Consider the following 23,589-nt stretch of genomic DNA (forward strand, 5'->3'; position numbering starts at 1 on the left):
CATGAGACTGCTGATCGCCACCGTGCTCGGTCTTGCGTTCTTCCTGGTCGGTTTACCGGCCTCAGCCCAGGCGGCCGAGGCCTACGGCCCTTACCGATCGGAGGGCGCCCGTAATTACGCCGAGGTGTCCGGCGAGAGCGAAGCCAGCGGCAACCGCGTCATGGCCACCGCAGTAGCCGGCTATACCGGCGACAAGACGTACTGCGGCCTGGCCCGCCTCCGAGTGACGAACTGGTCGACCAAGAACCAGGACATCATGTACGCGACAACCTGCGACAGGATGCTGAACCCGGGCAGCGACAACTGGATGCCCGAAGTCACCTCGATCTCGATGATCGACGTCGGCCGGGTAGAGGTGAGCGCCTGCCTGGTCCCGGTGCGGCGCATCCTGACCGTCAAGGCGGCCACCAGCTGCGGCGCCTGGGAAGACATATACGTCAGAACCATGAGGCCCTGGGGCCCACTCCGCTCAGGCTCAGTAGACGACCAGTTCAGCACAGCCGAAGGCACAGTCCAGCTGGAAAACGGCCAACTCTCCCTGACCATCACCATGCACAGCCGAGTCCCCGAGAACTGCGTATCCGTCCAGATCCGCACAACAAACTCACGCGGCGTCCGAACCACCCAAACCGGAACCTGCTCCGACCCTCGTACCGACAAGCATTACGAGAACCAGGTCGAGGCGGTCTCCCTCCGCGTCTGCCTCTTCGACGGCCCCAGCACCTCACAACTCTTCCGCTGCGGCCCCTGGACCAAGATCGCCTAACCCCCCGTCGGCAGGGCTGACCAGCGAAGAGCTTGCACCCGTTGCGATTCGCATCCAAGGGCGGGGACGCCAACCGAGATATCCATCCGCAGCGACGTCCCCGCTGTCGCGCTCGCCAAGCGCCTTGATCAGGATGCCGAGACCGGTCTAATTCACACGACCAAGAATGACCGCCATCTGCTCACCCTCCAGCCATTCGAGATCCAAGTACGCTCCACTCTCCATTTCGATGATCGCCATAGCGGTCGCCTTGGAGAGCAGGGTGTACGCGTCCGGAAGGAGATGGAGCACATGGTCCAGTGCATGCGGGTCGATTCCATATGCCAAATCCCGGTCCAAGGCCGGTACTTCGGTGAGAACGCGGCCATCAACCGCATAGACCAGGCGACTGCCCCCGTTGACGTGCCAGCAGACATTCCACAGCCGAGCACCGACGCTCAGCCGATCCATGATTCCAGGCACCCACGAGACGACCTCTGCGATGTGGTCGAGCAACATGATCGACGGCCCGCAGTCAGCGATGTGCACCGCCGGGTCGACGAGCGGCCCCTCCGCCACGTCCAACAAGCGAACCTCCGCACCGGGACCGGCGACCCGCTCAGCGACGTCCGCGACGCTCATGGGCTCGCCAAGGGACTGGATGACGGTCCACGACATCCCGACCTCAAGCCACTGAGCTGTATCCAGTAGTCGCTGATAGTCCTGCACGAGTTCGTTGATGGACACAGCGCACATGATCGCACCACAGTTGGCAGGCTCGCGAGATTGTCCTGACAAAGGAAGAAGCCCCTGAAGGCGTAACGCCTTTTCAGGGGCTTCCCAGATGCGAGCCGACGAGGGGAATCGAACCCCTGACCTTCTGTTTACAAGACAGATGCTCTGCCGATTGAGCTACGTCGGCACCGACCCAACAGTCTAGATCCTACCGACTCCGGTGACGAGCGACTTCATACAGCGCCACCCCCGCCGCCACCCCAGCGTTCAGCGACTCCGCCGCCCCCCGCATCGGGATCCGGGCCACCGCGTCGCACTGTTCGCGGACCAACCGGGACAAACCCTTGCCCTCCGAGCCGATCACCACTACCAACGGGTCTTCCAGGAGTGAGACGTCGCCGATGTCCACCTGGCCCTCGCCGTCGAGGCCTACTACGAAAAGGCCTGCTTCGCGGTACTCGCGCAGTGCTGCCGTCAGGTTGGCGGCGCGGGCTACTCGCAGGGAGGCCAGCGTGCCTGCTGAGGTCTTCCAGGCGCCTCCCGTTACGCCGGCCGTACGGCGGGACGGGATCAGGAGGCCGTGGGCGCCGAAGGCCGTTGCCGAGCGGGCAATGGCGCCCAGGTTGCGTGGGTCCGTGACGCCGTCGAGGGCCACCACGAGCGGGACCTCGGCTCCGTCGCGGGCGATCTCGACGAGGTCGGACGGGTGCGCGTAGTCGTAGGCCGGGATCTGCAGCGCCACGCCCTGGTGCACGGCGCCCTCGGTGAGGCGGTCGAGCTTCTCCCTGCTGACCTCGAGCAACGCGATGCCGCGCTCGGCGGCCGCCTTCATGGAGGCGCGGACGCGGTCGTCGTTCTCCACGCGCTGCGCCACGTAGAGGGCGGTCGCGGGGACGCCTGCAAGGAGGGCTTCGAGGACGGGGTTGCGTCCGCCGATGTACTCGGGGGCGTCGTCCGACTTCTTGGTTCGTACGGGGGTCCGGCGCGGGGACGCTCCGCCGGACTCCTCCCTGGCGATGCGTTCCGTTCGCGCCTTGTCCTTGTACCAGTGACGCATGTGCGCAGGCGGAGTCGCGCCCTTGCCTTCAAGGGAACGGCGGACGTTTCCACCGGTCCCCTTGGCCGGCCCCTTCTTCTTGGAGGGCCTGCCCGACGCTCTTCCACCTGCTGCCATGTCACCAAGGGTACTAGCGGCCCAACTGCGACAGAGCCGCTCCCGGGAGAACCCGACCTCAGGCCCGGACTGAGCGGGCCTGAGGTGAGCGGGCCCGCTCAGCAAAGGGGCCGAGAGGGGTCAGCGGGTCAGTTCCCAGCGGGCGCCGTGCGGAGTGTCCTCGACGGTGATGCCCGCCGCCGTCAGCTGGTCGCGGATCGCGTCCGCCGCCGCGTAGTCCTTACGCGCCCGCGCCGCCTTCCGCTGCTCCAACGCCACAGCCACCAGCGCGTCCACCACGGGCCCCAGGTCGGACCCGGAGGAACGCCACTGCGCTGACCGCGGGTCGAGGCCCAGAACGTCGAGCATGTTCTGCGTCTCAGCCAGCAGCCGCGCCACCGCCTCCTTGTTGCCCTGGGACAGCGCCACGTTGCCCTCGCGCACCACCTCGTGCACGACGGCCAGCGCCTGCGGCGTCCCCAGGTCGTCGTTCAACGCGTCCACGAACGCCTGCGGCAGCGGCGCCACCGCGTCCACGTCGTGGATGACCTCGGCCGCCCGCGTGACGAACCCCTCAATACGCTGGTACGCAGTAGCCGCCTCCAGCAGCGACTCCTCCGAGTAGTCGATCGAGGAGCGGTAGTGCGCAGCCGCCAGGTAGTAGCGCAGCTCGACCGGACGGACCTTCTGCACCACGTCGGGGATCAGCAGCGAGTTGCCGAGCGACTTGGCCATCTTCTCCGCGCCGATCTTCACCAGACCGTTGTGCATCCAGTAGCGGGCGAAGCCGTCCCCGGCCGCCTGGGACTGGGCGATCTCGTTCTCGTGGTGCGGGAAGATCAGGTCCAGCCCGCCGCCGTGGATGTCGAACGTCGGCCCGAGGTACTTGGTCGCCATCGCCGAGCACTCCAGGTGCCAGCCAGGACGCCCGGGACCCCACGGAGTCGGCCAGGTGGGCTCGCCCGGCTTCTCGCCCTTCCACAGCGCGAAGTCGCGAGGGTCGCGCTTGAGCGACTCGTCGTCGCAGTCGGCGGCGGCCCGCATGTTCTCCACCTTCTGGTTGGAGAGCGAGCCGTAGCGATCCGCGTAGGACATGACGTCGAAGTAGACGTCGCCGCCCGCCGCATAGGCGTGTCCCAGGGAGATGAGACGCTCCATCAGCATGATCATCTCGGGCACGTGCCCGGTCGCCCGCGGCTCGACGGTCGGCGGGAGGCAGCCGAGCGTGTCGTACGCCCAGGTGAAGGCGCGCTGGTTGCGCTCGGCGACCTCGAACCACCGCGACCCCTCGGTCGCCGCCACTCGGATGATCTTGTCGTCGATGTCGGTGACGTTCCTGCAGAACGCGACTTCGTACCCGGTGCGGGTCATCCATCGCCTGAGCACGTCGAAGTTGACACCGGAGCGGATGTGACCGATGTGGGGCGGAGCCTGCACGGTAGCCCCACACAGGTAAATCGACGCCCGGCCGGCTTCGACCGGAACGAATTCTCGAATGGCGCGCGTGCTGGTGTCGTATAGGTGCAGGCTCACAAGGGAAAGGCTAACGCCTCACCCACGCAGCGTGACCTTGTCGGGCGAAATACGCACGATGAGCCGCTCCGCGCCCGGGTGCTCCTTCCAGGGGTCTCCGGTGTATTTGCGAGAAAGCTCCTGGATCAGGGAGCCGGACGGGTCGTCGACCATGGTCACCGTCCCGCGCACCTCCGCGTAGCGGAAGGGGTTCTCCGGGTCGATGACCAGGATGCTGGTACGGGGGTCGCGCGAGTAGTTGAGCGGCTTGCGCCTGCCCTTGACCGTGGAGAACAGCACGTCGTCGCCGTCGGTGCGCACCCACACGACGGTCGACTGCGGCGTGCCGTCCGGATTGATGCTCGTGACGGTCGCGTAGTTGGCAGCGTCGAACAGTTTGCGCACGCCATCTGACAGCTCGGCCATGAATCCTCCTTGATCGGTTTCCCTCCCCCATTCTTCGCTAGGCTCGAAACCGCCATGGACGTGACTCCCCCCTCCACGCTGCGCCGCCTGGGCATCGCCCTTGCCGGACTCGCCGTCGCCGCCCTGACCGGGGCTGCGTTCGCGCTCTCCTTCGACGACCTCAGGGAGCTGGCCGTGCGTGGCCAGGCCCGGGCCGACCTCGCCTTCCTCTATCCGGCCGGTTTCGACGCGCTGCTGCTCGTCGCGCTGGTCGGGGTGCTCCTGCTGAGCGCGGGCCGCGCGCTCGTGCGGGCGCAGGCCACCGTGGTGCTGGTGGTGCTGATCCTGGCCGCCGCCGCAGCCAACCTCGCCAAGCCGCTGCAGTTCCAGCCCGACGTACGGCAGGCCGCCCTGGGCGTGGCCGTCGCGCCGTGGGTGATGCTGGCGATCGGGCTGTGGCTGTGGCTCCTGATGATCAAGCACGTGCAGGCAGGGCGGCCGACAGGAGACGACGAGGGTACGGCGGAGCCGGACATCGTGCCCTTCACCGGCGACGCGACCCCTGACCGGGCGGTCGGACAGGAGGTCACCCGCTGGTCCGCGGAGCCGGAAGCCAAGCCCGACCCAGAACCCGACCCAGAGCCTGACCCAGAACCCGAGCCTGAGCCAGAGCCGGAAGAAGAGCCTGTGGAAGAGCCCGAGGAAGAGCCGGTGGCAAAGCCGCCCGTGCGGTGGGGAGACCGGGTCCAGCCGCCAAGCACCGACGTCCTGGTCCACCCCAAGCAGGTCTCGGACCGCGACGCGGACACCCAGCCGGTACGCGTCATCAAGGAGGAGCACGTGAACCCCGACCCAGGACACGGCCCCGAGGCAGCAGACGCCACGGAGCCGCTCCTCCACCCGGAAGAAGCCCCGTCGGGACGCAAGCGCAGCACCCCGCTGCCGCCCGACCCCGACTCGGAGGAATGAAAGCTTGACCGGCTCCCCATGGCGAGCTGACCCGATCAGGGGAATCAGCCGGTCATGTCCTGGGTCCCGGTGCCAGAGGGAAGCGATTTCCCGCTGAACAATCTCCCCTTCGGCGTGTTCTCCAGGAGGGGAGAGCTGCCACGCGTCGGCGTGGCCATCGGCGACCACGTCCTCGACCTGCACCTGCTGACGTCCGCAGGAGCGCTCCCCGAGGCGTACTGGTTCGCCTCAGGCAGCCTCAACTCCTTCCTGGCGGCGGGGCCACGCGCCTGGCACGGCGTCCGTGCGGATCTGACCCGGTTGCTCACTGACGAGGCGAACCGGCCGACCGTGCTGCCGTGCCTGCTCCCGCTGGCCGAGGTGCGGCTGCACCTGCCGTTCAACGTGGCCGACCTGGTGCTGTTCCAGACCTCGATCGAGCACGCCATGAACCAGGGCAAGATGTTCCTCCCGCCCGGCCGCGACCCGCTCCCGCCGACCTGGCGCCGCCTCCCGATCGGCCAGTACGGCAGGGCCGCCGCGGTCAGCGTGTCCGGCGCGCCGGTCGTCAGGCCGTCGGGACAGCACAGCGGGGGCACGGTGGCGCCGGCCACGAAGCTCGACCTGTCGGCGGAGCTGGGCTACGTGCTCGGCGTTCCCTCGGCTCCGCCGTACCCCCTGAGCACGCGCGACTTCCCCGACCACGTCTTCGGCGTCGTGCTGATGAACGTCTGGCGCGCCTGGGACCTGATGGCCTGGGAGTCGCGCCCGCTGGGCCCGTTCCTCGGCCAGGCGTTCGCGGTGAGCGTGTCCCCCTGGGTGGTCCCGCTGTCCGCGGTCAACCACGCGCGGGTGGCGCAGCCGGAGCAGGACCCCGCGCCCGACGGGTATCTCGCGGTCGCGGACGAGTCGGGGCTCGACATCACCCTGTCCGTGGAGCTGAACGGCACGCTGATCGCCGAACCGGGCTATGCCGGTCAGTACTGGACGGGGCCGCAGCTGCTGGCTCAGGCGGGCATTACGGGCGCGCCGCTGCGCACCGGCGATCTGCTGGCTTCCGGCCCCGTGGCGGGCGCGGCGACGCTGCTTGACCTCACCTGGGGCGGAAGAGACCCGCTCAGCCTGCCTGACGGCGCCGAGCGGGTCTTCCTGGAAGACGGCGACACCGTACGGATCACCGCCAGGGTCCCCGCGCCCGATGGCCTGCACCTGGGGTTCGGCGAGGTCACGGGGACCGTATATCCGGCTGTCTAGATGCGGGTACCCCGGCTGCGCTGGAGTCCGGCCACCAGGCCCACGCCAACGACCGCCAGGACGACCTGCAGGCCGATCTCGATCCAGTCGATGCCTCCCGTGTTCGCCACGCCGATGGCCTTGGCGATGGCAGAACCGATGAGAGCTGCCACGATCCCCACGACGATCGTGAGGATCCAGCCGATGGCCTGCTTGCCGGGAATGAGCAGCCGGCCGAGTGCGCCGACGACGGCGCCGATCACGATGGCGCCGAGTATGGACTCAATGGTCATGAGAACCTCCCCGTGAGGGTGAGACGTTCACTCTCACGGGGATGGGCTACCCGCCCACGCCGGACTAATCGCGGAACAACCGAACGGGCAGGTCAGGTCGTGGACTTGCCGCTCTGCACGCGGACCACGACGAGCACGCCGACGACGGCGAGCGCCAGTTGGATGATGTGCTCGAGCCAGTCGATGCCCTTGGTGTCCGCCCAGCCGAACATCTGGGCGATGAGCGTTCCGACGAGCGCCGCCACGATGCCGACGACCAGCGTCAGCCCCATGGACATGTTCTGCTTGCCAGGAACCAGCAGCCTGCCGAGTGCGCCGACGATGGCTCCGATGACGACAGCGGAAACAATCGCTCCGATCATGTGAATCCCCCCTTAACGGGAGGGTGTACCCGGCTTCACCAGGCACTAAGCGCACAAGGGCGGCGGCCCGTACCGCGCCAGTGACGGGCCGCCACCCCAGTGTGCTCGGCGGGCTTTGGCACCACCCGCCGGAGATACCCTCAACGCATCCCGATAGGAGACGCGGGGCGGTCAGGAATGGTTGACCACGAGCGCGGTCGCGATTGCGGCGATTCCCTCGCCCCGGCCAGTGAGGCCGAGCCCGTCCGTGGTGGTGGCGCTGACGCTCACGGGCGCGCCGACAGCCGCGCCGAGGGCTTTTTCCGCCTCCGCGCGGCGTGGGGCCAGTTTGGGCCGGTTGCCGATCACCTGGATGGCGACGTTGCCGATGTCGAAACCGGCCTCGCGCACCTTGCGCGCGGCCTCTTCGAGCAGCGTGACGCCTGAGGCCCCGGCCCAGCGCGGGTCCGAGGTGCCGAACAGGCCGCCGAGGTCTCCGAGACCGGCGGCGGACAGCAGGGCGTCGCAGGCCGCGTGCGCGGCGGCGTCGCCGTCGGAATGACCGTCGAGCCCGGTTTCACCCGGCCAGTGGAGGCCGGCGAGGTTGAGCTCGCGTCCCGATGCGAACGGGTGGACATCGACACCGACGCCCACCCGCGGAAAAATCGTGTTCAGGAGTTCAGAACCTCGTCGAGCAGGGCCTCGGCCTTGTCCTCATTGGTCTTCTCTGCGAGGGCCAGCTCGCTGACCAGTATTTGCCTGGCCTTGGCGAGCATGCGCTTCTCGCCCGCGGACAGACCGCGCTCACGGTCCCTCCGCCAAAGGTCCCGAACAACCTCGGCGACCTTGTTGACATCGCCGGACGCGAGCTTCTCAAGGTTGGCCTTGTACCGGCGAGACCAGTTGGTGGGCTCTTCGGTGTGTGGCATACGAAGGACATCGAATACGCGCTCAAGGCCTTCCTGGCCCACAACGTCGCGCACTCCGACGAGTTCAGCGTTTTCTGCTGGAACCTGGACGGTAAGGTCGCCCTTGTCGACCTTCAGCACCAGGTAGGTCTTCTCCACACCCTTGATGGTCCGGGTCGTGATTTCTTCGATCCTGGCAGCCCCATGGTGGGGGTAGACGACAGTGTCGCCGACCTGGAAAGTCATGTGACAAGTACCCCTTCCGCTGTACTCCAGGGTACCACGCGTCCACAGCCTCCCGGAACAGTGAAATCACCATAACTGCAGGTCAAAGCGGCATATTAGGGGTTGACATCCGTTCAACTCTATGAATCACAAATGCTGACATACCGAATGACCTGCGGGGGCGCGGATATGACCATGGAATCGTGTGGATATGGTAGGCGCTGCCCATCACACATGCGCAGCATCTAAGGAGAACCCGCTCGTGAACAGCCGTGTCTGGACATTCGCCGCCGCCGCGCTGATCGCCGCCCCGGTGCTGTCCGGCTGTGCCGTTGGCGCAGATGCGAACACCAACAAGCCTTATGCGCCCAATGAGGCCGCGGCACTGATTCACGATGGCGCGTACGGTACGCGCGGTATCAAGATCCCGCAGGCTTTCGTCCTCGGGCCTGACGCGGGCGCGCAGCTCGCCAAGGGCGGTTCCGCGCCCGTGTACATCCAGGTGATCAACACCAACGGCGCTCCTGACACGCTGCAGGCGGTCGTGGCCGAGGGGGCGGGGACGGCCAAGCTGGCCGCGCCGATCGCGCTGCCGCGGGACACGGCGGTCAACACGGGCAAGCCGTCGCCGCAGATCCTCATCGAGGGGCTGACGGCGCCGTTGAGCGGGGGCGAGAGCATCCGGCTCCACCTGCAGTTCCAGAACGCGGGCGCGGTCACCATCAACGCTCCGGTGATCACCCGCAGCCGCGAGTTCAAGGACCTCCCCGCCGCTCCCGGCGCCACCCCCGCGCCGATCGTCGCGACCCCGTCCCCGTCGGCGACCCCCACCCACTAAGGGGTACGGCGGAGCCAAGGGACGCCCACCCGCCGTACGGGGCTGAGGGCCTTCCAGGGAGACGGTCAGCGGCGGTGACACATCCCCGCCGCAACGCCGCCAGGAAGCCCCCTGGAGCCCTCAGAAACCCGAAAACGCCGCCCTGAGAGCCCCAGAGGCTCTACAGGACGGCGTTTCGCCGTACAGACGGGTTATTCGACCGGGTCGAACTTGTACCCCAGGCCTCGCACCGTGAGGATGCAGCGCGGATTGGACGGGTCGGCCTCGACCTTGGCGCGCAGGCGCTTCACGTGGACGTCCAGGGTCTTGGTGTCACCCACGTAGTCCGCCCCCCACACCCGGTCGATGAGCTGACCGCGGGTCAGCACCCGCCCAGCGTTGCGCAGCAGCACCTCGAGAAGCTCGAACTCCTTCAGCGGCAACTGCACCTGCTCCCCGCGCACCGCCACGATGTGCCGGTCCACGTCCATCCGCACCGGCCCGGCAGCCAGGACCGACGACTCCAGCTCCTCAGGCGCGTCCCCCTGCCGCCGCAGCACCGCGCGGATGCGCGCCACCAGCTCACGCGACGAGAACGGCTTCGTGACGTAGTCGTCAGCCCCGAGCTCCAGCCCCACGACCTTGTCGATCTCGCTGTCCTTGGCGGTCAGCATGATCACCGGCACCTTGGACCGCTGGCGCAAAGACCTGCACACCTCGGTGCCCGGCAGACCGGGCAGCATCAGGTCGAGCAGCACCAGGTCGGCGCCGCTGCGGTCGAACGTGTCCAGCGCCTCGGGCCCGGTCGCCGCGACGGAGACCTCGAACCCCTCCTTGCGCAACATGTAGGACAGAGCGTCGGAGAACGACTCCTCGTCCTCGACAACAAGTACTCGCGTCATGACGCAGTCTCCAGGGGAATCGAGTTCGGTACGGCCAGCGCGGTGCCCCCGAAGGCGGGCAGGCGCAGCGTGAAGGTCGAACCGGAGCCTTCCTTGCTCCAGACGGACACCTCGCCCGCGTGCGCGACGGCGACGTGCTTGACGATGGCCAGGCCGAGCCCCGTGCCGCCGGTGGCGCGGGATCGGGCGGCGTCGACGCGGAAGAACCGCTCGAAGATGCGCTCCAAGGACTCTTCCGGTATGCCGATGCCCTGGTCGCTGACGCTGATCTCGACGGACTCCCCCGCCGGTCTGGCGCTGACGACGACCCTGGTGTGCTCGGGGCTGTAGGCGACGGCGTTGTCGATGAGGTTGCGCAGCGCGGTGACGAGCAGCTCGTCGTCGCCCCAGATGCGCAGTCCCTCGGTGCCGCCGGCCACCAGCGTGATGTCCTTGGCCAGCGCCTTGGTGTTGCAGTGGTCGATGGCGTCGTGCACGGCCTCGTCGATCACGACCTGTCCCGGCGTGGGGATGGGCTCGGCGCCCTGGATGCGCGACAGGGTGATGAGGTCCTGCACGAGGTAGGTGAGCCTGGCCGCCTCGTGCTGCATGCGGCCGGCGAATCGGGTGACTGCCTCGGGGTCGTCCGCGGCGTCCTGGATGGTCTCGGCCAGCAGGCTGAGCGCGCCCACGGGCGTCTTCAGCTCGTGGCTGACGTTGGCGACGAAGTCGCGGCGCACGGCCTCGACCCTGCGGCGCTCCGTCTGGTCCTCGGCGAGCACCAGCACCTGGCCGTAGGAGCCGAGCGGCGCCACGCGGACGGCGAAGTTGGTGGTCTCCTGGCCGAACTTGTGACCGGCGACGTCGATCTCGCTCTCGCGGATCTCGCCGTCGCGCCTGACCTGCCTGGCCAGCGCCAGCAGCTCGGCCGCCATCAGCCGGTCGCCTTTGACGAGGCCGAAGGCGCGAGCGGCCGAGCTCGCCCTGAGCACGCGGTCGTGCCCGTCGAGCACCACGGCGGACGAGGGCAGGACAGCGAGGACGGAGGCCACGCCCTGCGGCAGCGCCGCGGTCTCGGTCTCCGCCGGGGTGTCGTCCTTGGGCCGCGTCTCTATCTGGTTGCGATAGAAGAGCACGGCGACGGCACCCACCACGAACCCAGCCAAAGCCGCGAAGCTCATGGCCATTTCCCCCATGCTTCCTCCCCGGCAAAGCACGCTGCTGTCACGCCTCGATGGTAGGTGGCCTTTTCGACGTTACAGACCCCTCACCAGGGCACGGACGCACCCTTTCCCGCAAAGTTCATCTACCGGTCGAAGTTCGTTCACAGATAGGGACGTACGGTTTGTGGCATGCGTGACGCCTACCATGAAGAACTCGACGCCCTGACGGAACGGCTGGTCGAAATGACCAGCCTGACCCGCTCGGCCATCTCGCGAGCCACCACCGCCCTGCTCGACGCCGACCTGCAGATGGCCGAGAGCGTCATTTCGCGCGACGCGGAGGTCAACGCGATCTTCGCGGAGATCGAGGCGTCCATTTTCGAGCTGATGGCCCGCCAGCAGCCCGTCGCCGTCGACCTCCGCATGGTCATCACCGCCCTTCGCATGGGCACCGACCTGGAGCGCATGGGCGACCTCGCCAAGCACGTCGCGAAGGTGGCGCGACTGCGCCACCCGGAGTCGGCCATTCCGAACGAGGTGCGCTCGACCATCCTGGAGATGGGCCAGATCGCCGAGAACCTGGTCACGAAGGCGGGCGCGGTCGTCGCCACCCGCGACGTGGACACCGCTCTCGAGCTCGGGGCCGACGACGACGCCATGAACAAGCTGCACAGGCGGCTGTTCAAGGTCATTCTGAGCAAGGACTGGGCACACGGTGTCGAGCCCGCCATCGACATCACGCTGATCGGCCGCTACTACGAGCGTTACGCCGACCACGCCGTGCGCGTCGCGCACGACGTGGTCTACCTGGTGACGGGGGCTCGCCCCGACAAGAAGGACTAACGACCCTGGTTGGCGACCGCCGCGATGGCGGCCTCAGCCGCGTCCGGGTCGAGGTACTGGCTCTTGATCGCCTTGCAGTCGTCGTCGAGCTCGTAGACCAGCGGGATGCCGGTCGGGATGTTGAGCTCGGCGATGTCGGCGTCCGAGATGCCGTCGAGGTGCTTGACCAGCGCGCGCAGCGAGTTGCCGTGCGCGGCCACCAGCACCGTGCGCCCGGCGGCGAGGTCGGGCACGATCTCGTCGTACCAGTAGGGCAGCATGCGCTCCACGACGTCCTTGAGGCACTCGGTGCGCGGCATCAGCTCACTCGGCAGTAGCGCGTAACGCGCGTCGCCCACCTGGGAGAACTCGTCGTCGTCGGCGATCGGCGGCGGCGGCACGTCGTAGGAGCGGCGCCACAGCATGAACTGCTCGTCGCCGAACTCCTCGCGCGTCTGCGCCTTGTTCTTGCCCTGCAGCGCGCCGTAGTGGCGCTCGTTGAGCCGCCACGACCGCTTCACCGGCAGCCACGCCAGGTCGGCGGCGCCGAGCGCCAGGTTCGCCGTCTGGATCGCCCGCGTCATCAGGCTCGTGTGCAGGACGTCCGGCCTGATGCCCGCCTCGGCCAGCAGCCTGCCGCCCCGCCTGGCCTCGTCCTCGCCCTTGGCCGAGAGGCTGACGTCCACCCACCCGGTGAACAGCCCCTTAGCGTTCCAGTCACTCTCGCCGTGCCGCAGCAGCACCAAAGTCGCCATGAGCCCAATCCTAGGGTTTCCCGGCGAACCCTCAGGTGTCATGATCACGCACATGCGCGTTCTCGGCGTCGACGTCGCCCCCGGGTTCACCAGAACGAACATGATCGCCTGCTGGGTCCTCGGCTTCGTGGCCACGATGGTCATCACCTTCATGCCCACGGCGCAGCCCCACCTCCTGTCCGGCGTGCTCGGCGTGGCGCCAGGCGCGCAGGGGCGGCTGGTCGGCCTGCTGGGGTTCGTCGCGGAGCTGACGATGATCGTCAGCCTCCTCTGGTACGGCGCGCTGGCCGACCGCGTCGGGCGGCGGCCGATCGTCGTGGCCGGGTTCGCGCTGTGCGCGCTGGGGACGGCGCTGGCGCCCTTCGCCGGGAGCGCGGCCGTCCTGGTGGCACTGCGGGTGGTGTTTTCTCTGGGTACGGCGGCGCTGGGCGGGATGTTCGCCACGCTCGCCATCGACTACGCGGCGGAGCGCTCGCGCGGCAAGTCCTACGGCGTGCTCGGCGTGACCAGCGGGCTGGGCGCGATGTTCGCGGTGTTCACCCTGGCCAGGCTGCCAGAACGGCTGGAGCGCGGCGGCATGGACGCGGCGGCTGCCACGCGGGTGTCGTTCCTGATCGTGGCCGCGGCGCTGCTGGTGGCCGGGGTGGTCATGCGGTTCACGCTGTCGGCGGGCAAACCGGCGGAGACCCACATCCCCCTTCCACGGCTCATCACGGAAGGGGTCAGGCTGGCCCGCGACCCTGGGGTCGCGCTGTCGTACGCGGCGGCGTTCGTGGCCCGCGCCGACCTAGCCGTCGTATCCGGATTTATGTCGTTATGGATAGTGAACTACGGCGTCGCCCACGGCATGTCCAGCGCTCAGGCGCTGGCCAGGGCCGGGATGGTGGTCGGCATCGCGCACGGCATGTCCCTGATCGCCTCTCCCCTGCTCGGCTGGCTGGGCGACCGGGTCAGGCGGCACAACCTGGTCATCGGCGCGCAACTGACGGCAGGGCTGGCCTACCTGTCCACGCTGCTGGTCGACGACCCGCTCGGGCCAGGGATGATCATCGTGGCGGTGTTCGTCGGCGTCGGGGAGATCGCCGGGATCAACACGGCGGGGCCGCTGCTCGGCACGCACGCGCCCGCCGCGATCCGCGGGTCGGCGTTCGGCGTGCAGGCCCTGTGCGGGGCGCTGGGCATCCTGCTGGTGTCGGCGATCGGCGGCGTTCTCTACGACGGGTGGCGTCCCGCCGCGCCGTTCGTGGTCTCCGGGCTGCTCGGGCTCGGGGTGGCCGCCTTCGGGCTGTCGGTCAGGCGGAGGATCGATCGGGATCGGCGAAGTGGGCGAACGCCTGAAGGTTCTTCAGCGACTCGCCCCGCTTGACCCGCCAGGCCCACTCCTTCTTGATCGTCGAGGAGAAGCCCAGCTCCAGCGCGCTGTTGAACCAGTCGTCCGAGTAGGTGAGCACACAGCCGAGCAGCCGGTCGACCTCGTCGGCCGAGATCGCCGACAGCGGGATCCTGCCGACGAGGTAGACGTCGCCGACCGGGTCGAGCGCGAAGTGCACGCCGTACATCGAGCCGTTCTTGCCCAGGAGGAAGCGGTAGAACTCGGCGTGGTTCTCGTCCGGCTGGCGGCAGAAGAACGCCTCGACGAGCAGTGCCTGGTCGCCGAGGATGAGCCAGGTCACCGTGGCCAGCTTGCGCTGGCCGGGCAGCGTGACGAGGAACGACCCCGGGTGCGGCTCCTCGAAGGGAACGTCCGCCGCCTTGAGTGCCGCCTCGATCACTTCGCGCATGCCGTACAGCCTACGAGTTCACCGCGACCGGCACCCGGTGCAGGTTCGACAGCGCCTGCGCGTAGACGTCCATGAGCCGCGCGGCGGTCGCCGACCAGCCGAAGGCCGCCGCGTGCGCGCGTGCGCCAGAGGACAGGCCGTCGCGCCAGCGCGGCATGGTGACGAACCTGGTGAGCACGCGCGCCCAGGTGTCCGGGTCGTGGTTGTCGACGAGCACCCCGGACACGCCGTCACGTACGGCGGTGCGCAGCCCGCCCACGGACGCGGCGGCGACGGGCGTGCCGCAGGCCTGCGACTCCAGGGCGACCAGGCCGAACGACTCGCTGTAGGACGGCACCACGGTCACGTCGGCCGCGCGGTACCAGTCGGCCAGCTCGTCCTGCGGAGCCGGCGGCACCAGCCGTACGACGTCGGAGATGCCCAGCTCGGCGGCGAGGTCGGTGAGGATGGACGGCCTGGCCAGGCCGTTCCCCGAAGGACCGCCCACGCAGGCCACGACGAGCCTGTCGCGCAGCGACGGGTCCTCGATGAGCATGCGGGCGGCGGCGCGCAGCAGCACGTCCGGCGCTTTGAGCGGCTGGATGCGGCCGACGAACAGCAGCACGTGGGCGTTCTGCGGCAGGCCGAGCCTGCGGCGCGCCGCGCCCTGGGAGGCGGGTTGGAAGACGGTGAGGTTCACACCGGGGTTGACGACGGCGACCCGGTCGGACGGCGCGCCGTACAGGTCGATGAGCTCGCGCGCCTCGGCGTCGGTGTTGGCCACGAGGCGGTCGGCGATCTCCACGACCTGCTCCTCACCGCACACGCGCGCCTGGGGCTCCGGCTTGTCGCCCTCGGCGAGCAGCAGGTTCTTGACCTTGGCCATGGTGTGCATGGTGTGCACGAGCGGGACGCCCCAGCGCTCCTTGGCCAGCCATCCGACCTGGCCGGACAGCCAGTAGTGGGAGTGGATGACGTCGTAGCGGCCCGGGTCGTACATGGCCTCGGTGCGCAGCACGCCGGACAGGAACGCGCACATCTGGCTGGGCAGGTCGGCGCGGTCGAGCTCCTCGTAGGGTCCCGCGCTGACGTGGCGGACGGTGATCCCCGGGGCGAGCTCGGCCACCGGGGGCAGGTCGCGTGACGTCTTCCTGGTGAAGATCTCCACCTCGACGCCCAGTTGGACAAGACGCTTCGCGGTTTCGACGATGTACACGTTCATCCCGCCCGCGTCACCGGTGCCCGGCTGGTCGAGCGGGGATGTGTGCATGCTGATCGTCGCGACCCGGTTGACCCGCCGTCGCCTCACCAGAGACCACCTCCGAACGAACTACAACTATTCGAGTCTTTCCGACATTCCCGACAGCAGGTCACGGCGGGGGTGTCATTAAGGTGTGGGCCATGAAGAAGACGGCGGTGGTGACCGGGGCAAGCAGCGGGATCGGCGAGGCGACCGCGCGGCGGCTCGCGGCGGAGGGGTACGACGTGGTCGCGGCCGCCAGGCGGCGTGAGCGGCTCGACAAGCTGGCGGCCGAGGTGCCGTCGATCACGCCGGTGACGCTCGACGTCACGTCCCAGGAGTCCGTCGACGCGCTGGCCGCTTCGCTCTCGCGGTGCGACGTGCTGGTGAACAACGCGGGCGGGGCGGTCGGGCTGGAGCCGGTGTCCGGGGCGCTGGTCGAGGACTGGCAGCGGATGTACGACATCAACGTGCTGGGGTCGCTGCGGATGACCCAGGCGCTCCTGCCGTCGCTGATCGCCTCGGGGGACGGGGTGCTGGTGATGCTGACCTCGACGGCCGGGCTGGTGTCTTACGAGGGTGGCGGGGGGTATTGCGCGGCCAAGCACGCGCAGACGGCGATGGTGGAGACGCTGCGGTTGGAGCTGGTGGGCGAACCGGTGCGGATCATCGAGATCGCTCCGGGGATGGTGCAGTCGGAGGGCTTCGCCGTCAACCGCTTCAGGGGCGACGCCGAGGCCGCTGCGAAGGTCTACGCAGGCGTACCCGGGCCGCTGACGGCTGACGATGTGGCCGATGCCATCGCCTGGACGGTCACCCGCCCCGCACACGTCAACGTCGACCGCCTCGTCCTGCGCCCCCGCGCCCAGGCCGCCCAGCACAAGGTGCACCGCGTCACCTCCTGACCAGGGGTTGAGGTCCCTTGAGGGGTTGAGGTGTTTAGGGGGTGGAGCGTGGCCAAGCCCGTCGGGGCGATCACCAGGGGGACCACTGGGTACAACCGGCTGCGCAGGGCCGACCGGTGGGTTGTCGGCGTGCATCGGCGGGTCCTGGATGGTGATCCGCTGGTGGTCGACCTTGGCTATGGGGCGTCGCACACGACGACGCTGGAGCTGTTCACCCGGCTGCGGGCGGTCAACCCGGCTGTCGAGGTGGTGGGGATCGAGATCGATCCGGCGCGGGTCGCCCTCGCGAAGCCGTACGAGAGAGACGGGTTGCGGTTCGCGCTCGGTGGGTTCGAGCTGCCCGTCCCTCGGCCGCCCGCGCTGGTGCGGGCGTTCAACGTGCTCAGGCAGTACGGCGAGGCCGAGGCGTGGCGGCACTGGGAGGCGCTGTGCGGCAGGCTCGCCCCCGGCGGCCTTCTGGTGGAGGGCACGTGCTCGGAGAATGGACGGCGAGCCGTCTGGGTGGGGCTCTCGCAGCAGGGGCCTGAGACGGTGACGTTCTCGGCGCGGTTCGACGCCTTCGACAAGCCGTCCGATCTGGCCGACCGGCTGCCCAAGACGCTGATCCACCGCAATGTGCCCGGCGAGCGCATCCATGCGTTCTTGCGGGACTTCGACCATGCCTGGGCGGTGGCCGCGCCGTACGGGGTGCACGGGCTGCGTCAGCGGTGGTTGCGCACGGTCGGGTCGCTGGCCGGGCAGTGGCCGATTCCCCAGCACCCGCCCTTCGGTGGGAAGGCGCGCTGGCGGCTCGGGGAGCTCACCCTTCCGTGGTCGGCGCTCGCCCCGCTCTGACCCACAGGGCGTACGCATCGGGCTCGAACAGCACGAAGCGCACCTCGGCCACCTGCGTGTCGGCCTGCCGTACGGCGTGCCAGGCGATGCGGGCGGCGTCGTCCATGTGCCAGCCGAAGATGCCGGTCGAGATCGCCGGGAAGGCGACCGTGGCCGCGCCCAGCGAGTCCGCGACCTTCAGCGACTCCCGGTAGCAGGAGGCGAGCAGCGCCGACCGGTCCTCGTCGCGCGAGTAGACCGGCCCGACCGTGTGGATCACCCAACGCGCCTTGAGCCGCCCTGCCGTCGTCGCCACCGCCTGGCCGGTCGCCAGCCCCTTGCCGTAGTGGGACGCCCGGAGCGCGCGGCAGGCCTCCAGGATCTCCGGCCCTCCGCGACGGTGGATCGCGCCGTCCACACCTCCGCCACCGAGCAGCGACGAGTTGGCCGCGTTCACGATCGCGTCGGCGTCCTGCTCCGTCAGATCGCCGAGAACCAGCGTGATGTCCATCAACGCAGCTTGGCAGACACCAGCAGAGCGAGCCCAGGCAGCACCGCCAGAACGGCGAGCGACCACACCGGCCCGCTCGTGTCCGCCAGCCACCCGAACAGCGGCGCGAACGCCCCTCCAGCAGACACCGCCAGCCCCAGCGTCACCCCAGAGGCCGTGCCGATCCTGTTGGGCAGGTAGTCCTGCCCCAGCGACGTCTGCACCGCGAACGGCAGGTAGACGCCGACCCCCGCCCCGACCATGGCCACCGCGACCAGCCACGGCGACGGCGCGGCCACCAGCAAAGCCAGCGCGGGCAACGCGACCGCATAGCCGAGGCGCACCGCGGTCAGCTTGCCCCAGCGGTCCGCGATCCACCCGCCGAGGATCGTGGCCGCGGCCCCCACCCCGAGGAAGGTGGTGAGCAGGAGCGAAGCCGTCCCAGGCGACAGCCCGAAGCGCGCGATCACGTAGAGGCCGAGCAGCGACGTCACCCCGAAATACACGATCGAACGGACCACGACCAGCCCGGTGAGCCACCAGAAGGACCGCCAGTCGTCCCTGCGCACCACCTCGCGCGTGCTCCTGGCCGCTGTCGTGCGACGTAGGCCCAGGAGCACGGCAGCCATCAACACCGCTGGTACGGCCAGCAGCGGCGTGCCGAGCAGCCCGTAGGCCAGCAGGACGGGCGTGGCCAGCACGGGACCGAGGGCGAGCCCCACGTTGCCGCCGACCGCGAACCAGCTCATCCCCTGCGCGGACGGCCCGGCGATCGCCCGCGTCGCGGAGGCGGCAGCCGGATGGTAGGCCGCGACGCCGAGCCCGGACAGCGCGACGGCGCACCACGTCCACGCGTACGACTCCCCCACGCCGGACAGGCCGATGCCGATCCCGGCCACGAGCAGGCCTACCGGGGTGAGCCAGAGCATCCTGCCCCGGTCGGCGAGCGCGCCGAACACCGGCTGCGCGACCGACGAGATCACGGTCGCGGCCAGGGTGATGCCGGTGGCCGCCGAGTAGCTGTAGCCGCGTTCGAGGGTGAGGAAGGGCAGGATCGCGGGCACCGCGCCCTGGTACATGTCGTCAACCAGATGGCTGAAGGAGAGGAGGCCGAGCGATTTCTTCACCCTGCCGATCCTCCGACATGGGGAAATTTCCTGCTTTCGATAAAGTGCCAGATGATGTCGGAAAGCCGCCACGAGAAGCGTCCGGCCACCGCGACGCGCATGCTCAGCGCCGGGGCGGGCGTCGACGCGCACTGGCACGACGAGCACCAGATCGTCTACGCGGGCCGCGGCGTGCTCGCCGTCACCACCGAGTCGGGCAGCTGGATCGCCCCGGCGACCAGGGCGATCTGGATCCCCGCCGGGACCGTGCACGAGCACCGCGCCTACGGGCGCACCGACCTGCACGCGCTGGGGCTGGCGGGCAACCCGCTGGGGCTGGAACGGCCCGCCGTACTGCTGGTCGAGCCTCTGCTGCGGGAGCTGATCATCGCCTGCACCTCCGTCTCCGATCCGCCGGAGGAGCGGGACAGGATGCTCGCCGTCCTCATGGACCGGCTCAGGCACTCGCCGCAGCAGCCCATGCACCTTCCGTCGGCGCGCGATCCCAGGCTTGCCGCGCTGTGCGTGCTGCTCGACCTCGACCCCGCCTCCGGCAGCACGCTGGAGGAGCTCGGGCGGCGGGTGGGAGCCAGCGGGCGCACGTTGTCGCGGTTGTTCCGCACCGAGTTCGGCATGACGTTCCCGCAGTGGCGCACGCAACTGCGGCTGCATCACGCGTTGCGGCTGCTGGCCGAGGACGTTCCGGTGACGGCAGTGGCGCACCGGTGCGGATGGGCGTCGGCCAGCGCGTTCATCGAGGTTTTCCGGCGTGCTTTCGGTCACACACCGGGAGCCCGGAAACATGCTCGACAACCTGTAGTACTACGCTAGAGCGTGTGAAGGGTCTTGGCGAGCTCGAACGCAGCATCATGGACATCCTCTGGGCGGAGAACAGCCCGCTGACGGCCCGCGAGGTCGGCAGGCTCATCGCGGAACGCGACCTGGCCCCGACGACGGTGATGACCGTCCTCGATCGACTCACCCGCAAGGGTTTCCTGCTCAGGACCCGTGACGGGCGCGCGTGGCGGTACGAACCGGCAGAAAGCCGTGACAGCTACGTCGCCGAGCTTATGCTTGAGGCTCTCGACATGACGGGTGACCGTTCGGCCGCCCTGACCCGCTTCGCCAAGACCGTGTCTGGCACCGAGGCGGAGATCCTGCTCAAGGCCCTCACGGAGCTGGAGGAAGAGTGATCACGGCGGCGGCGTTGGCGGCGCTCGCCACGGCGTGCGCGTTCGGCGCCTGGCGCTTCACGACCGCTCAGTGGACCTCCCGCGCCCCCAGGCTGGCCATCATCCTCTGGCAGGCGCTCGGCGTCGCCTGGGGCCTGGCCAGCAGCGGCGCGCTGCTCGCCTATGCCGTCATGCCGTACGACGCCGGTGTCCTGCACGGCCTGATCGCCTTCGCCAGCGCCCAGCCCGCTGCCGGCGAGTGGGACCTGCCGCACATCCTCGCCATGGTCGGCGGGCTGACGCTGCTCGCCGTACTCGTGGTCGTCACGATCACCGCGATGATCCAGACGCTGCGCGCGCGCAGCCGCCACCGGGTGCTGCTCTCGCTGGTCGCCCGCGAGGACCCGGTCGTGCCCGGCGTGCGCGTCGTCGACCACCCGGGCCCCGCCGCCTACTGCGTGCCCGGCTGGAACTCCCAGGTCGTGGTCAGCGCCGGCGCGATGGAGCTGCTGTCACAGGACGAGCTGACCGCCGTGCTCGCCCACGAGGCGGCGCACGTGCGCGAGCGGCACGACCTGGTGCTGCTGCCGTTCGCCGCGCTGCGCAGGGCGCTGCCCTGGGCCAAGGTCGTGCGCGACGCGCAGGCCCAGGTCGAGCTGCTCGTCGAGATGGCGGCCGACGACCGCGCCCGCCGCTACTGCTCCCCGCGCAGGCTCGCCACCGCCCTTCTCAGGTTCGGTACGGCGGGCAGCATGCCCACCCCGCACGGCATGCTCGGCCTCCACTCCCAGGTCATGGCCAGGGTCGACCGGCTGATCAAGCCCGCGCCCGAGCTGTCGAGGAGCTTCCGCTACAGCTTGCTGGTGCTTGCTGTGACGTTGACCACATCGGCGCCCCTTCTGTGGGTTATCCCTGCTTGAGCGCTTACAGGTGCTAGCTAGCCCGTTTGCAATTGCAAGCACTCGCGGTGCAGACTAGGGGCATGGCACTACCCAAGGTCGGCTCGATCGGCGAGTACATCCGCGAGCAGCGCACGCAGGCGAAGATCTCGCTGCGGCAGCTCGCGGCGCAGGCGGGGGTCTCCAACCCCTACCTCAGCCAGATCGAGCGTGGCCTGCGCAAGCCGAGCGCGGAGATTCTCAACCAGATCGCCAAGGGGTTGCACATCTCGGCGCAGGCGCTCTACGTGCAGGCCGGCCTCATCGAAGACCGCGAACCGCCCAGCGACGTGGAAACGGCGATCAGGGCGGACACGCACATCACCGAGCGGCAACGCCAGGTGCTGATCGATATCTACGAGTCGTTCCGCAAGGAAAACCGCGTTGAGGACGAGCAGACCTCCCAGAATGCCCGCCCTCAGGACGACCTGCCCGAGGACTTCCTAGCCGCCCTCGAGCCGTTCGCGGTGTCACCTGTCACCCAGGAAACCAAGGAAGGTTAACCCATGACGCTGGCCACCGAGGTCAAGAAGCTCACCGAGTCCAAGCCGTTCTACGCCGTCGCCGGTGCCGGTGACTTCGCCGTTGAGAAGCTGCGTGAGCTGCCCGAGCAGCTGCAGAAGCTGACGTCGCGGCGGTCCGAGATCGCCAAGGATCTGCCGGAGAAGGCGCGGGAGTACCGCACCAAGGCGGAGGCCGTGGCGAAGGACTTCCCGGAGAAGGCGCGCGAGTACGCCGACCAGCTGTCCCACAAGGCCACTGAGGTCTACGAGGAGTTCGCCAGCCGCGGGCGCAAGGTCGTCAGCCAGGCTAGCGGGCAGGCGGCGCTGGAGCTGGAGGAGGTCTCCGAGGCCGCCGAGCCGGCGGTCGCCACGCCGGTCAAGAAGACCACCACCCGCAAGACCCCCACGCCGAAGGCCTGACCTCCCCTCACGGGTGAGCTCACCTTCACGGGTGCGCTCACCTGATGGTGGCTTCATCTGACGGGTGGCTTCACCTCATGGGTGACTTCACCCCACCTCGCGGGTGACCTCAGCCTCATCGGACGGATGGCCCTCTGGGGGAGGATCTACATCTCCTCATGTGGCTGGCCTCCCTTAGGAGCAAGGGATCACCTGCGGTGATCATCCCGTGGGGGCCACTCCGTGCGGGTCACCCCGTGAGGTGGTCGCCCTCCCGGGCGGTCACCCCGTGAGATGGTCACCCCGAGAGTGGGCGCTCCGTGAGGTAGTCACCCTCTGAGGTGGTCAACCCCGTGAGGTGGTCACCCCCGTGAGGTGGTCAACCCTGTGGGGAAACACGAAGGCCCGTCCCCATGAGGACGGGCCTTTCTCGTTTGTCGGCGATTCCCATTAGGCTGTGGCCGACGACCTGGGCGGAGTGGATATGAACCTGATCAACGGCGGCCTCAACCTCCTGTTCCTCGCGCTCGCCGGCATCATCTTCGCGATGTCGGTATACGCGCTGGTCCACGCCCTACGGGTGCCCGCCAACGCGTTCGCCGCAGCGGGCAAGCTGCAGAAGAACCTCTGGCTGGTCATCCTCGTCCTCGCCACCCTGTTCTCAGCCGCAGGCGCCTGGTCCTACTTCCAGGCCTTCCTCTACATCGGCGGAGCGGCGTTCGCGGGGATCGGTCTGGGCTTCTTCTCGATCCTGTCCGTCATCGCCGCCGCCGTCTACATCGTGGACGTCAAGCCGGCCGTGAAGGGCATGGGCGGCAGGGGCGGCAACAACGGCCCCTACGGCCCCTGGTAGTCACACCGCCACGGGGTCGTGCACCGTGGGCGCGTCGCCGTCGCGGTGGGCGCGCCTGCAGTCCTCGACGAACTCCCTGGTGAGCATGGCGCTCAGTACGGCGACGCCGCCCCTGTTCACGCGCACCTCACCCTTCCTGACCTCGCCGACGAGCCTGATGCGCGGGCCGTCCTGCGTCTGCGGGCGCTCGTAGTCGGTGACCTTGCTGCGGCCGGTGAGCCGCAGGTCCCACTGGTCGACGGTCGCGTTGTCCGGCACGAGCAGCTTCAGCGAGCTGCGCTCGATGTCGACGCGGACCTCGACGTCGCCCTCGGGCAGGGCCCGCAGGTCGAGCACGATGCTCCCGCTGTGGCCGCGGACCTCGAAGTCGCGCGACTCGGTCCAGCGGCCGAGCTTCCTGGTGTTGGTGCGGAAACCTTCGATGCGCTCCATGACTTTCTCCTTGATGTTCGTGTATCTTGATGTTCGAGATAC

Annotated in this window: 30 protein-coding genes and 1 tRNA gene; 14 read left to right on the forward strand and 17 right to left on the reverse strand. The window is 68.9% G+C overall.

Going from position 1 to position 23,589, the window contains the following annotated elements; all coding sequences use genetic code 11:
- The first annotated feature begins 1 nt into the window (after position 1).
- On the forward strand, positions 2-766 hold the full coding sequence (locus tag ACIBG8_RS25435; protein WP_397345415.1) for a hypothetical protein: 765 nt from the start codon (positions 2-4) through the stop codon (positions 764-766).
- Between the two features lie 147 nt (positions 767-913).
- Here the strand turns inward: ACIBG8_RS25435 and ACIBG8_RS25440 are convergent, their stop codons facing one another.
- From ACIBG8_RS25440 to ACIBG8_RS25460, 5 genes are all read right to left on the reverse strand, one after another.
- Entirely contained in the window at positions 914-1,492 is a 579-nt protein-coding gene (locus tag ACIBG8_RS25440) for a hypothetical protein (RefSeq protein WP_397345416.1), read from the reverse strand.
- A 102-nt stretch (positions 1,493-1,594) separates the two neighbouring features.
- A tRNA-Thr gene (locus ACIBG8_RS25445) sits at positions 1,595-1,667 on the reverse strand.
- A 21-nt stretch (positions 1,668-1,688) separates the two neighbouring features.
- Positions 1,689-2,654 carry a 23S rRNA (guanosine(2251)-2'-O)-methyltransferase RlmB gene (gene rlmB, locus ACIBG8_RS25450; protein ID WP_397345417.1) on the reverse strand — a complete coding sequence of 322 codons (966 nt, stop codon included), beginning with the start codon at positions 2,652-2,654 and terminating at the stop codon, positions 1,689-1,691.
- Between the two features lie 120 nt (positions 2,655-2,774).
- Positions 2,775-4,166, reverse strand: coding sequence for a cysteine--tRNA ligase (gene cysS, locus ACIBG8_RS25455; protein ID WP_397345418.1), 1,392 nt, complete (start codon positions 4,164-4,166; stop codon positions 2,775-2,777).
- 18 nt (positions 4,167-4,184) lie between these two features.
- Positions 4,185-4,571: a PPOX class F420-dependent oxidoreductase gene (locus tag ACIBG8_RS25460; RefSeq protein ID WP_397345419.1), complete on the reverse strand. Its 387-nt coding sequence runs from the start codon at positions 4,569-4,571 to the stop codon at positions 4,185-4,187.
- Between the two features lie 54 nt (positions 4,572-4,625).
- Between ACIBG8_RS25460 and ACIBG8_RS25465 the strand changes: the two genes are divergently transcribed.
- Together ACIBG8_RS25465 and ACIBG8_RS25470 are read left to right on the forward strand one after the other, a co-directional pair.
- Positions 4,626-5,519 carry a DUF2637 domain-containing protein gene (locus ACIBG8_RS25465; protein ID WP_397345420.1) on the forward strand — a complete coding sequence of 298 codons (894 nt, stop codon included), beginning with the start codon at positions 4,626-4,628 and terminating at the stop codon, positions 5,517-5,519.
- A gap of 54 nt (positions 5,520-5,573) precedes the next feature.
- Entirely contained in the window at positions 5,574-6,752 is a 1,179-nt protein-coding gene (locus ACIBG8_RS25470) for a fumarylacetoacetate hydrolase family protein (RefSeq protein ID WP_397345421.1), read from the forward strand.
- Here the strand turns inward: ACIBG8_RS25470 and ACIBG8_RS25475 are convergent.
- From ACIBG8_RS25475 to ACIBG8_RS25490, 4 genes are all read right to left on the reverse strand, one after another.
- A complete protein-coding gene (locus ACIBG8_RS25475; RefSeq protein ID WP_397345422.1) occupies positions 6,749-7,024 on the reverse strand; it encodes a GlsB/YeaQ/YmgE family stress response membrane protein in 276 nt (91 codons plus the stop codon). The genes ACIBG8_RS25470 and ACIBG8_RS25475 overlap by 4 nt on opposite strands.
- Positions 7,025-7,116: 92 nt before the next feature.
- Positions 7,117-7,386: a GlsB/YeaQ/YmgE family stress response membrane protein gene (locus tag ACIBG8_RS25480; RefSeq protein WP_397345423.1), complete on the reverse strand. Its 270-nt coding sequence runs from the start codon at positions 7,384-7,386 to the stop codon at positions 7,117-7,119.
- 171 nt (positions 7,387-7,557) lie between these two features.
- Positions 7,558-8,019 (reverse strand): 2-C-methyl-D-erythritol 2,4-cyclodiphosphate synthase, encoded by a 462-nt coding sequence (ispF, locus tag ACIBG8_RS25485; protein WP_397345424.1) that lies wholly within the window; start codon positions 8,017-8,019, stop codon positions 7,558-7,560.
- Positions 8,020-8,036: 17 nt separating this feature from the next.
- Positions 8,037-8,519 carry a CarD family transcriptional regulator gene (locus tag ACIBG8_RS25490; protein ID WP_181615762.1) on the reverse strand — a complete coding sequence of 161 codons (483 nt, stop codon included), beginning with the start codon at positions 8,517-8,519 and terminating at the stop codon, positions 8,037-8,039.
- 241 nt (positions 8,520-8,760) lie between these two features.
- Here ACIBG8_RS25490 and ACIBG8_RS25495 point away from each other — a divergent pair, with 241 nt between their 5' ends.
- Complete coding sequence (locus ACIBG8_RS25495) at positions 8,761-9,336, forward strand: copper chaperone PCu(A)C (RefSeq protein ID WP_397345425.1); 576 nt, start codon at positions 8,761-8,763, stop codon at positions 9,334-9,336.
- A gap of 191 nt (positions 9,337-9,527) precedes the next feature.
- Here the strand turns inward: ACIBG8_RS25495 and ACIBG8_RS25500 are convergent, their stop codons facing one another.
- Both ACIBG8_RS25500 and ACIBG8_RS25505 read right to left on the reverse strand, forming a co-directional pair.
- A complete protein-coding gene (locus tag ACIBG8_RS25500) occupies positions 9,528-10,217 on the reverse strand; it encodes a winged helix-turn-helix domain-containing protein (protein ID WP_397345426.1) in 690 nt (229 codons plus the stop codon).
- Entirely contained in the window at positions 10,214-11,383 is a 1,170-nt protein-coding gene (locus ACIBG8_RS25505) for a sensor histidine kinase (protein WP_397346186.1), read from the reverse strand. Before ACIBG8_RS25505 ends, ACIBG8_RS25500 begins: the two co-directional genes overlap by 4 nt.
- Positions 11,384-11,548: 165 nt before the next feature.
- On the opposite strand from ACIBG8_RS25505, the gene phoU reads away from it, so the two are divergent.
- Positions 11,549-12,202, forward strand: coding sequence for a phosphate signaling complex protein PhoU (gene phoU / locus ACIBG8_RS25510; RefSeq protein ID WP_397345427.1), 654 nt, complete (start codon positions 11,549-11,551; stop codon positions 12,200-12,202).
- On the opposite strand, the gene ACIBG8_RS25515 is transcribed toward phoU, so the two are convergent.
- On the reverse strand, positions 12,199-12,936 hold the full coding sequence (locus ACIBG8_RS25515; RefSeq protein ID WP_397345428.1) for a phosphoglyceromutase: 738 nt from the start codon (positions 12,934-12,936) through the stop codon (positions 12,199-12,201). The genes phoU and ACIBG8_RS25515 overlap by 4 nt on opposite strands.
- A 52-nt stretch (positions 12,937-12,988) precedes the next feature.
- Between ACIBG8_RS25515 and ACIBG8_RS25520 the strand changes: the two genes are divergently transcribed.
- Positions 12,989-14,302 carry an MFS transporter gene (locus ACIBG8_RS25520; RefSeq protein ID WP_397345429.1) on the forward strand — a complete coding sequence of 438 codons (1,314 nt, stop codon included), beginning with the start codon at positions 12,989-12,991 and terminating at the stop codon, positions 14,300-14,302.
- Here ACIBG8_RS25520 and ACIBG8_RS25525 read toward each other — a convergent pair.
- Positions 14,229-14,717, reverse strand: a complete 489-nt coding sequence (locus tag ACIBG8_RS25525) for a YbjN domain-containing protein (RefSeq protein WP_397345430.1) — start codon at positions 14,715-14,717, stop codon at positions 14,229-14,231. The genes ACIBG8_RS25520 and ACIBG8_RS25525 overlap by 74 nt on opposite strands.
- A 10-nt stretch (positions 14,718-14,727) precedes the next feature.
- Positions 14,728-15,966, reverse strand: coding sequence for a D-inositol-3-phosphate glycosyltransferase (gene mshA / locus ACIBG8_RS25530; protein WP_397346187.1), 1,239 nt, complete (start codon positions 15,964-15,966; stop codon positions 14,728-14,730).
- A gap of 131 nt (positions 15,967-16,097) precedes the next feature.
- Here mshA and ACIBG8_RS25535 point away from each other — a divergent pair, with 131 nt between their 5' ends.
- Positions 16,098-16,841: an SDR family NAD(P)-dependent oxidoreductase gene (locus ACIBG8_RS25535; protein ID WP_397345431.1), complete on the forward strand. Its 744-nt coding sequence runs from the start codon at positions 16,098-16,100 to the stop codon at positions 16,839-16,841.
- 48 nt (positions 16,842-16,889) lie between these two features.
- Positions 16,890-17,675 carry a class I SAM-dependent methyltransferase gene (locus tag ACIBG8_RS25540; RefSeq protein WP_397345432.1) on the forward strand — a complete coding sequence of 262 codons (786 nt, stop codon included), beginning with the start codon at positions 16,890-16,892 and terminating at the stop codon, positions 17,673-17,675.
- Here ACIBG8_RS25540 and ACIBG8_RS25545 read toward each other — a convergent pair.
- Both ACIBG8_RS25545 and ACIBG8_RS25550 read right to left on the reverse strand, forming a co-directional pair.
- Positions 17,641-18,165 (reverse strand): O-acetyl-ADP-ribose deacetylase, encoded by a 525-nt coding sequence (locus tag ACIBG8_RS25545; RefSeq protein WP_397345433.1) that lies wholly within the window; start codon positions 18,163-18,165, stop codon positions 17,641-17,643. The genes ACIBG8_RS25540 and ACIBG8_RS25545 overlap by 35 nt on opposite strands.
- On the reverse strand, positions 18,165-19,271 hold the full coding sequence (locus tag ACIBG8_RS25550) for an MFS transporter (RefSeq protein ID WP_397345434.1): 1,107 nt from the start codon (positions 19,269-19,271) through the stop codon (positions 18,165-18,167). The genes ACIBG8_RS25545 and ACIBG8_RS25550 overlap by 1 nt, the downstream gene beginning before the upstream one ends.
- Before the next feature lie 51 nt (positions 19,272-19,322).
- On the opposite strand from ACIBG8_RS25550, the gene ACIBG8_RS25555 reads away from it, so the two are divergent.
- From ACIBG8_RS25555 to ACIBG8_RS25580, 6 genes are all read left to right on the forward strand, one after another.
- Positions 19,323-20,081 (forward strand): AraC family transcriptional regulator, encoded by a 759-nt coding sequence (locus ACIBG8_RS25555; protein WP_397345435.1) that lies wholly within the window; start codon positions 19,323-19,325, stop codon positions 20,079-20,081.
- A gap of 5 nt (positions 20,082-20,086) precedes the next feature.
- Positions 20,087-20,443: a BlaI/MecI/CopY family transcriptional regulator gene (locus ACIBG8_RS25560; RefSeq protein WP_397345436.1), complete on the forward strand. Its 357-nt coding sequence runs from the start codon at positions 20,087-20,089 to the stop codon at positions 20,441-20,443.
- Positions 20,440-21,342: a M56 family metallopeptidase gene (locus ACIBG8_RS25565; protein ID WP_397345437.1), complete on the forward strand. Its 903-nt coding sequence runs from the start codon at positions 20,440-20,442 to the stop codon at positions 21,340-21,342. Before ACIBG8_RS25560 ends, ACIBG8_RS25565 begins: the two co-directional genes overlap by 4 nt.
- A 62-nt stretch (positions 21,343-21,404) precedes the next feature.
- The gene (locus ACIBG8_RS25570) at positions 21,405-21,863 is read left to right on the forward strand and encodes a helix-turn-helix domain-containing protein (RefSeq protein WP_397345438.1); all 459 of its coding nucleotides are present in this window, start codon (positions 21,405-21,407) and stop codon (positions 21,861-21,863) included.
- A gap of 3 nt (positions 21,864-21,866) precedes the next feature.
- Entirely contained in the window at positions 21,867-22,283 is a 417-nt protein-coding gene (locus tag ACIBG8_RS25575; RefSeq protein WP_397345439.1) for a hypothetical protein, read from the forward strand.
- 436 nt (positions 22,284-22,719) lie between these two features.
- Positions 22,720-23,115, forward strand: coding sequence for a DUF2516 family protein (locus ACIBG8_RS25580; RefSeq protein ID WP_397345440.1), 396 nt, complete (start codon positions 22,720-22,722; stop codon positions 23,113-23,115).
- On the opposite strand, the gene ACIBG8_RS25585 is transcribed toward ACIBG8_RS25580, so the two are convergent.
- Positions 23,116-23,547 carry a hypothetical protein gene (locus tag ACIBG8_RS25585; protein ID WP_397345441.1) on the reverse strand — a complete coding sequence of 144 codons (432 nt, stop codon included), beginning with the start codon at positions 23,545-23,547 and terminating at the stop codon, positions 23,116-23,118.
- Between the last annotated feature and the right edge of the window lie 42 nt (positions 23,548-23,589).

The sequence above is a fragment of the Nonomuraea sp. NPDC050556 genome (assembly GCF_044457355.1).
Taxonomy (GTDB): domain Bacteria; phylum Actinomycetota; class Actinomycetes; order Streptosporangiales; family Streptosporangiaceae; genus Nonomuraea.

What these genes read in the sequence shown, in the direction of transcription:
- ACIBG8_RS25520 (WP_397345429.1), top strand. Translation starts at nt 12,989, where the DNA reads ATGCGCGTTCTCGGCGTCGACGTCGCCCCCGGGTTCACCAGAACGAAC.
- ACIBG8_RS25515 (WP_397345428.1), bottom strand. Translation starts at nt 12,936, where the DNA reads ATGGCGACTTTGGTGCTGCTGCGGCACGGCGAGAGTGACTGGAACGCT.
- ACIBG8_RS25460 (WP_397345419.1), bottom strand. Translation starts at nt 4,571, where the DNA reads ATGGCCGAGCTGTCAGATGGCGTGCGCAAACTGTTCGACGCTGCCAAC.
- phoU (WP_397345427.1), top strand. Translation starts at nt 11,549, where the DNA reads ATGCGTGACGCCTACCATGAAGAACTCGACGCCCTGACGGAACGGCTG.
- ACIBG8_RS25570 (WP_397345438.1), top strand. Translation starts at nt 21,405, where the DNA reads ATGGCACTACCCAAGGTCGGCTCGATCGGCGAGTACATCCGCGAGCAG.
- ACIBG8_RS25545 (WP_397345433.1), bottom strand. Translation starts at nt 18,165, where the DNA reads ATGGACATCACGCTGGTTCTCGGCGATCTGACGGAGCAGGACGCCGAC.
- mshA (WP_397346187.1), bottom strand. Translation starts at nt 15,966, where the DNA reads ATGCACACATCCCCGCTCGACCAGCCGGGCACCGGTGACGCGGGCGGG.
- ACIBG8_RS25535 (WP_397345431.1), top strand. Translation starts at nt 16,098, where the DNA reads ATGAAGAAGACGGCGGTGGTGACCGGGGCAAGCAGCGGGATCGGCGAG.
- ACIBG8_RS25555 (WP_397345435.1), top strand. Translation starts at nt 19,323, where the DNA reads ATGATGTCGGAAAGCCGCCACGAGAAGCGTCCGGCCACCGCGACGCGC.
- ACIBG8_RS25500 (WP_397345426.1), bottom strand. Translation starts at nt 10,217, where the DNA reads ATGACGCGAGTACTTGTTGTCGAGGACGAGGAGTCGTTCTCCGACGCT.
- ACIBG8_RS25470 (WP_397345421.1), top strand. Translation starts at nt 5,574, where the DNA reads ATGTCCTGGGTCCCGGTGCCAGAGGGAAGCGATTTCCCGCTGAACAAT.
- ACIBG8_RS25585 (WP_397345441.1), bottom strand. Translation starts at nt 23,547, where the DNA reads ATGGAGCGCATCGAAGGTTTCCGCACCAACACCAGGAAGCTCGGCCGC.
- ACIBG8_RS25465 (WP_397345420.1), top strand. Translation starts at nt 4,626, where the DNA reads ATGGACGTGACTCCCCCCTCCACGCTGCGCCGCCTGGGCATCGCCCTT.
- rlmB (WP_397345417.1), bottom strand. Translation starts at nt 2,654, where the DNA reads ATGGCAGCAGGTGGAAGAGCGTCGGGCAGGCCCTCCAAGAAGAAGGGG.
- ACIBG8_RS25490 (WP_181615762.1), bottom strand. Translation starts at nt 8,519, where the DNA reads ATGACTTTCCAGGTCGGCGACACTGTCGTCTACCCCCACCATGGGGCT.
- ACIBG8_RS25575 (WP_397345439.1), top strand. Translation starts at nt 21,867, where the DNA reads ATGACGCTGGCCACCGAGGTCAAGAAGCTCACCGAGTCCAAGCCGTTC.
- ACIBG8_RS25525 (WP_397345430.1), bottom strand. Translation starts at nt 14,717, where the DNA reads ATGCGCGAAGTGATCGAGGCGGCACTCAAGGCGGCGGACGTTCCCTTC.
- ACIBG8_RS25435 (WP_397345415.1), top strand. Translation starts at nt 2, where the DNA reads ATGAGACTGCTGATCGCCACCGTGCTCGGTCTTGCGTTCTTCCTGGTC.
- ACIBG8_RS25505 (WP_397346186.1), bottom strand. Translation starts at nt 11,383, where the DNA reads ATGGCCATGAGCTTCGCGGCTTTGGCTGGGTTCGTGGTGGGTGCCGTC.
- ACIBG8_RS25475 (WP_397345422.1), bottom strand. Translation starts at nt 7,024, where the DNA reads ATGACCATTGAGTCCATACTCGGCGCCATCGTGATCGGCGCCGTCGTC.
- ACIBG8_RS25480 (WP_397345423.1), bottom strand. Translation starts at nt 7,386, where the DNA reads ATGATCGGAGCGATTGTTTCCGCTGTCGTCATCGGAGCCATCGTCGGC.